This is a genomic window from uncultured Porphyromonas sp. (assembly GCF_902489635.1).
In the GTDB taxonomy this organism is placed as follows: domain Bacteria; phylum Bacteroidota; class Bacteroidia; order Bacteroidales; family Porphyromonadaceae; genus Porphyromonas.
Window position 1 is genome coordinate 70339 of record NZ_CABUAN010000007.1, and the last position, 6000, is coordinate 76338.

Genomic DNA, 6000 nt, shown 5'->3' on the forward strand with positions numbered 1-6000 from the left:
ACACGCCAAAGGATACGAGAAGAGGTCTAACTTCTATCCTCTAATCTCTAACTTCTAATCTCTAACTTCTAATCTCTAATTTCTAACCTCTAACTTCTAAAGTCTAGTGCGACACATGCACCCGCTTGGTGGCGGGAGCCATCGTCAGTCTCTCCTGCACGCGCTCCGTCACAGCCGTGGCTAGCTCAGCGAAGTAGTGGCTCATCACCTGGTCACTCTGCGCAGCTATCGGCTCTCCAGCATCGCCAGCCTCGCAGACACTCTGCACGAGTGGCAGCTGTCCGAGGAGCGGTATGTTAAATTGCTCAGCCAACCGCTTACCACCGTCACGACCGAAGATGTAGTACTTATTGTCGGGCAGCTCGGCTGGCGTAAACCAAGACATATTCTCCACCAAGCCGAGGATAGGCACATTGACCGGGTCGGTCTGGAAGAGGTTGATCCCCTTCATCGCATCGACGAGAGCCACCTCTTGCGGTGTGGTCACAACGATAGCACCCGTGAGCGGTAGCGTCTGGACTAGCGTCAGAGCTATATCTCCCGTCCCAGGAGGCATATCAATGAGTAAGTAGTCCAGCTCTCCCCAGTGTCCCTCTGTGAGGAGCTGCTTGAGCGCATTCGAGGCCATCGTACCGCGCCATAGGAGCGCTTGGTCAGGACGTACGAAGAAGCCGATCGAGAGCATCTTGATCCCCTCTGTCACAACAATGGGAGCGATACGATCCTTGCCGTCTACCTCCTCAGCAACAGGACGGGCATCCTCACAGTGAAACATCTTCGGCATCGACGGCCCATAGATGTCGGCATCGAGGAGCCCTACTTTGTACCCTTGGCGAGCCAAAGCTACCGCTAAGTTGCTCGTGACGGTACTCTTGCCGACACCTCCCTTGCCACTGAAGATGGCGATCGTATTGGAGACCATCGGGAGTGGATTCTCTACCTCAGGCTGCTCAGGCTCCTCTCTAAAAGTTGCCTTGATACGTCCCGCCACATCTGCCTCTGCATCGAGGAAGGTGAGGATGGCGGTCTCAGCTGCTTTGACCACGGAGCGTGCAAAGGGGTCTCGCACACGGGGAAAGTGTAGCGTCAGAGAGATCTGTCGGCCCTCTATCTGTATGTCGTCAGTCACGATGCCGGAAGAGACAATGTCCGTACCCGTACCTGGATAACGCACATTGCGTAGCGCATCTAGTACCTGCTCGGTTGTATAGCTATTCATATCTTGTTTCTGTTTTTGGGTCTAAGCTTTTATTCCTCCTGAGCAAAGGCTTGCTCCACTTGGTGCAAGAGTCCACCTGGTACTTGCGACCAACTGGTATAGTCATCATGCTCCGGCTCACACTCGGGCTCTAGCCATTGCTCGCGCATAGGTAGAGCGAAGCGGATATACTTGATCATCTTACCTCTGCCCAGCCACTGCTTCTCGTAGTGAGTCAGAACGCGCGGTATGCCATACTGTGTCAGCAGCTGCTCCTCTTGGTAGAGGTCAGGCAGTGCCACTAAGGGCTGGATGCCATTCACCTCCAGCAGACTCAGCGTGTACTCATAGAGGAAGGTGCTATCCGTCTTAAGATGCACCACTCCGTCAGGCTTGAGATAGCGATTGTAACTAGCCAAAAAAGCCGAAGAGAGAAGTCTAGCACGAGTCCGCTTCATCTGCGGATCGGGAAAGGTGATCCACAGTTCACTCACCTCCCCTGGAGCAAAGGCCAGTGGCAGCAGATTGATATCGGTACGTAGGAACGCAGCGTTGGAGAGCCCTTTGTCCAACGCCTCCGTGGCACCATGCCACATACGCGCCCCCTTACGATCCACTCCGATATAGTTGTGGGTGACATCTTGCTGAGCCAGTGCGACCGTGTACTCGCCTCGCCCGCAGCCCAACTCTAAGATGAGCGGGCGATCCTCATCAAAGGCTCGCTCGCTCCACCCTCCAGCTATTTGTCCTGCCACCTCTGGGGAGGAAAGCTCTGCATAGCCATACTCATACACATTGGGATAGCTATGCAGGTCGGCAAATTTCTCCAGCTTACGTCTAGCCATAGGCGTACCTCAGCATCGATTACGTCTACTCCTCGTCAGTATCGATTACGTCGACTAGCCCCTCCTTGGCATAGTAGTCGTAGAGCGTGGAGATCAGGTCATACGCATCATCCTCGTGCATCTTGACACCCATATCCTCGCTCAGACGACCAGAGACAAAGTTGGCCATCTCATCTATATCGAGATAGCCCTCCTCGTCATCTACCCCCTCGGAGTACTCGTCACAGAGATCCATGACGTAGAGAAAGATCTCGTCATCATCATACTCCTTGACAAAGGAGGGATCTAGATGGTTGCGCAGATACTGGATCGCATTGCGATCGAGCTGCTCAAAGTCTATGTCTGCCATGATACTATATATTGTATAAGTTATAAGTCTGCAACTGGGTTCACATCACTTCAGCGACTTGTAGAAAGCCTCTAAGAGTCGTCCCGCCCCCACAAAAGGTGTGATACGATTCTCCAAAACCTCGTGCTCTATCGTCTCTTGAAGCTGCTTAACCTGCTCATTGTCGTAGAAGGAGCGACGTAGCTCCTCGTTAACCGTCTCATACATCCACCACTTCTCCTGGCGGCGACGATTATAGTCAAAGTAGCCACTCTCCTTACTCGTCTGGCGATACTCATCGATCATATCAAAGATCTCCTTGATACCTATCCCCTTCAGACCTGAGTAGGTCATAACCTTTGGCTCCCAGCCCGACTCGGTAGCGGGAAAGAGCTGGAGCGCATTGCGAAAGTGCTGCGCTGCAAGACGAGCCTTGTCTACATTGTCACCATCAGCCTTGTTGATGATAATCCCGTCAGCCATCTCCATGATACCACGCTTGATGCCTTGTAGCTCATCGCCAGTACCAGCTAGCTGGATCAGGAGGAAGAAGTCGACCATCGAGTGGACAGCCGTCTCACTCTGCCCTACGCCCACCGTCTCAACGAAGACCGTATCGAAGCCAGCAGCCTCACAGAGGATAATGGTCTCACGCGTCTTGCGCGCCACACCACCTAGCGAAGAACTAGTAGCACTCGGACGGATGAAGGCACGCTCCTCACGAGAGAGCCGCTCCATACGGGTCTTGTCGCCTAGTATACTCCCCTTAGAGATCTCACTACTGGGGTCTATCGCTAGCACAGCCAGCTTGTGTCCCTGCTTAATGAGATGCATGCCAAAAGCATCGATCGATGTACTCTTACCCGCTCCAGGCACGCCAGTGATACCGACACGCATCGACTGCCCACTGTAAGGTAGGCACCCCTCCAGTATCTGCTGCGCCTTGAGCTGGTGGTCATGACGTGTACTCTCGACGAGCGTCACGGCACGAGCCAGGAAAGTGCGATTGCCCGCCAAGATCTCCTTGATATAACGCTCAGCCGAGTAGTCCTCACGCTGCACCCGTTGTTGGCGCAGATAAGGATTGACCATAGGCTGTGCAGAGACACCTTTATTCACCTTGAGACCCGCATACTGAGGGTCATTTTCAGGATGATCATTCGTGAGCATATCGGGGAGATTAGAGGTTAGAGGTTAGAGGTTAGAAATTAGAGGTTAGAGGTTAGAGATCAGAAATTAGAGGTCAGAGGTTAGTAGTAACTTTAGCTAACAGCCAAAAGCTAACGGCTAACGGCCAACAGCTACCGCTTAGGTATGACGATCAAGACATTGCGTAGCGGAGCGTTCGGATCATTCAGCAGCAAGTCAAAATTTGCCTTAAGTGCCCCACGAGAGCGATCAACTCCCTCTAGATTCAAGCGATAACGTATCTCGCCACGCTCACCAGGAGCAATCGTCTTGGGATAGTCTAAGATGGTCAGGAAAGCTGTATTACTCTCTGCAGAGTAGACATGCATCGGAGCCTTGCCATCATTCTTTAGAGCGACTGCTCTCTCATACAGTGTCTCTTCTGGGGCTAAGTCCGTAAGACGCTGATAGGTCTTTAAGTCTGCAAGCGGTGCTGCTGCCCCCTTGTCAAAGTGCGGGGGCATCACAAGACGTACCATCACGCCACCTGAGATGTCAGGCTCACCATCCTGCGTTCTTACAGTGATGCCTATCCACCCTTTGTGAATGCCTGGTGCTACCGATCCATCAGTATGCGCTGTCAGAAAGATCTCCTCAGGCTCATAAGCAGCCAGTGTGGCTTGGCTTATACTGCTAGATAGGAAGCTGGGTAGCGTATCCAGCGACACCTCTAGAGGCTGACCCGTCGGATTATTGAGCATCAGACGGATCGTGTTCTCCTCGCCTGCTGGCTGCAGTGGGAAGTCTAGAAAGAGGTTGCTCACCTGTAGCGCACCTATCTCTTGCTGATAGCGTGCATTCGTCGGGGTCGGTCTGCCTAGTGTAGCTACATTCCCCTTGATCGTCAGCTTGATAGGCTTACTCGGATCTACAGAGGTGTAGACACGCGTATACTTAACGAAAGAACCTGGACGATTTAGCGGATTGTAGGTGATCAAGATAGGTATCGAATCACCAGGAGCTACTGCCGTACGGTCGTAAGTAGGCGTCGTACAGCCACAATCTGTATTGACACGCAGTATGACCATCTGCTGGTCAGACACGTTGTGCAGGGTGAAGCTGTGCGACACCGTACCCCGCTCCTCAGCAATCGTACCGAAGTTGTGTATCGCCGAGAGCGAGTCAATCATCTCCGCAGGTTGCTGCGCACGCACTACCCCTAGAGTAGCCGTGAGGCAAAGCAGGAGAGCCAGCACTCTTCTTGTTGTAGCCATAACTATCTATCTTAGTTTACTTGAGGCACGCTCCTCCACCCCATCGTCTTCGTGATGAAGGCTGTGGGGCTGTAGCGTATGTCGCCTCAAGTGACTATAAGACTTCTCTCGGTAGTACGCCTACTCGACAACGCCCTTGATGCGTAGTATGTAGCTACCATCCTTACCATTGCTATAGATAGAGATGGTCTTGACAAATTGTCCAGGGCGTCCTGCAGGATTGTAGGTCACCTTGATGGTTGTAGTCTTACCTGGAGCGATAGGTGCTGTCTCAAACTCAGGCTTCGTGCAGCCACAAGAGGCTACGACACGAGTGAGGACAAGCGGAGCATTACCAGTATTCTTGATCGTGAAGGTATGGCTCACAGGGCCGTCTACCTCCTTGATAGAGCCAAAGTCAAACTCCGTCTCCGTAGCTGTGATCTGAGCACCAGACTGCTTGCTTGTGGTCTGCTTATTCTGAGCTCCAGCTAGCGTAGCACAGAGTAGAAGGATCGTTGTAAGGATTGCAATGCGTTTCATAACTTTGTTGTTTAAGATTATGTTCATAGTTAGTGTATTAAGCACGAGGGGATAGCTACACCACACAGAGCTCGCTCGCTCCATACGGATAGACCCCTCCGCTCTGCAAATGTACTCTTTTTTAGTCATACAAAGGCTATACCACGCCACAATTCACTATTTCAGCGCGCTAAAGTGTCAATCTAGAGCGGAGTAACACCCCCTCAAAAAGCTAGCAGACATCGGCGAAGATCAGAAGCTTCGAAAGAGAACGGACGCTTCTAACGTGACGCACTCCTCCTTTCCCCATTCGTTGAAAGCAGCACTCCCCCATCTCTGCGATCCAATCTACTCCCCACGTGGATATCCTCAAATTTCCACGTAGGAATTTCCAAATCCCTTGGGAGGGACGAAATAAAATTTCGTGGCAGGGCCGACGCCTTATATACTATGAGCTCATCTACCTCCCTATTTCTCATTTGTCGTCATGTGTAGCTCCTGATAGAGCGACTATGATGCGTCACCCCTGTCTGGTGAAATTCAACCTTGGCGTGTTACAATAATTTAGAGCCGACTACATATCGATACTGCGCAGTGTCGGGAAAAACTGATTTCCACCTGGATATTTTGAAATATCCACGTGGAGAATTTTTATTTTCCACGTGGGGAAGAAAAAATTCTTCGGAGGAATCAAATGAAACTTCGGAGGAAATGAATGACGCCCAC

The 6000-nt window shown here is 51.8% G+C and carries 6 protein-coding genes; all 6 read right to left on the bottom strand.

From position 1 onward, the window contains the following. Positions 1–103: 103 nt before the first annotated feature. The 6 genes from RDM37_RS02740 to RDM37_RS02765 all read right to left on the bottom strand — a co-directional run bounded on the left by RDM37_RS02740 (position 104) and on the right by RDM37_RS02765 (position 5295). The gene (locus RDM37_RS02740; RefSeq protein ID WP_293964081.1) at positions 104–1219 is read right to left on the bottom strand and encodes an Mrp/NBP35 family ATP-binding protein; all 1116 of its coding nucleotides are present in this window, start codon (positions 1217–1219) and stop codon (positions 104–106) included. A 29-nt stretch (positions 1220–1248) separates the two neighbouring features. Next, the gene (gene trmB / locus RDM37_RS02745; RefSeq protein ID WP_308554785.1) at positions 1249–2043 is read right to left on the bottom strand and encodes a tRNA (guanosine(46)-N7)-methyltransferase TrmB; all 795 of its coding nucleotides are present in this window, start codon (positions 2041–2043) and stop codon (positions 1249–1251) included. A 25-nt stretch (positions 2044–2068) separates the two neighbouring features. Next, positions 2069–2392, bottom strand: coding sequence for a hypothetical protein (locus tag RDM37_RS02750; RefSeq protein ID WP_308554787.1), 324 nt, complete (start codon positions 2390–2392; stop codon positions 2069–2071). 45 nt (positions 2393–2437) lie between these two features. After that, the gene (meaB, locus tag RDM37_RS02755) at positions 2438–3541 is read right to left on the bottom strand and encodes a methylmalonyl Co-A mutase-associated GTPase MeaB (RefSeq protein ID WP_308554789.1); all 1104 of its coding nucleotides are present in this window, start codon (positions 3539–3541) and stop codon (positions 2438–2440) included. Positions 3542–3672: 131 nt separating this feature from the next. Further along, positions 3673–4773 (bottom strand): DUF1573 domain-containing protein, encoded by a 1101-nt coding sequence (locus RDM37_RS02760; RefSeq protein ID WP_308554791.1) that lies wholly within the window; start codon positions 4771–4773, stop codon positions 3673–3675. Between the two features lie 120 nt (positions 4774–4893). Further along, the gene (locus tag RDM37_RS02765; RefSeq protein WP_308554795.1) at positions 4894–5295 is read right to left on the bottom strand and encodes a DUF1573 domain-containing protein; all 402 of its coding nucleotides are present in this window, start codon (positions 5293–5295) and stop codon (positions 4894–4896) included. Positions 5296–6000 lie beyond the last annotated feature (705 nt).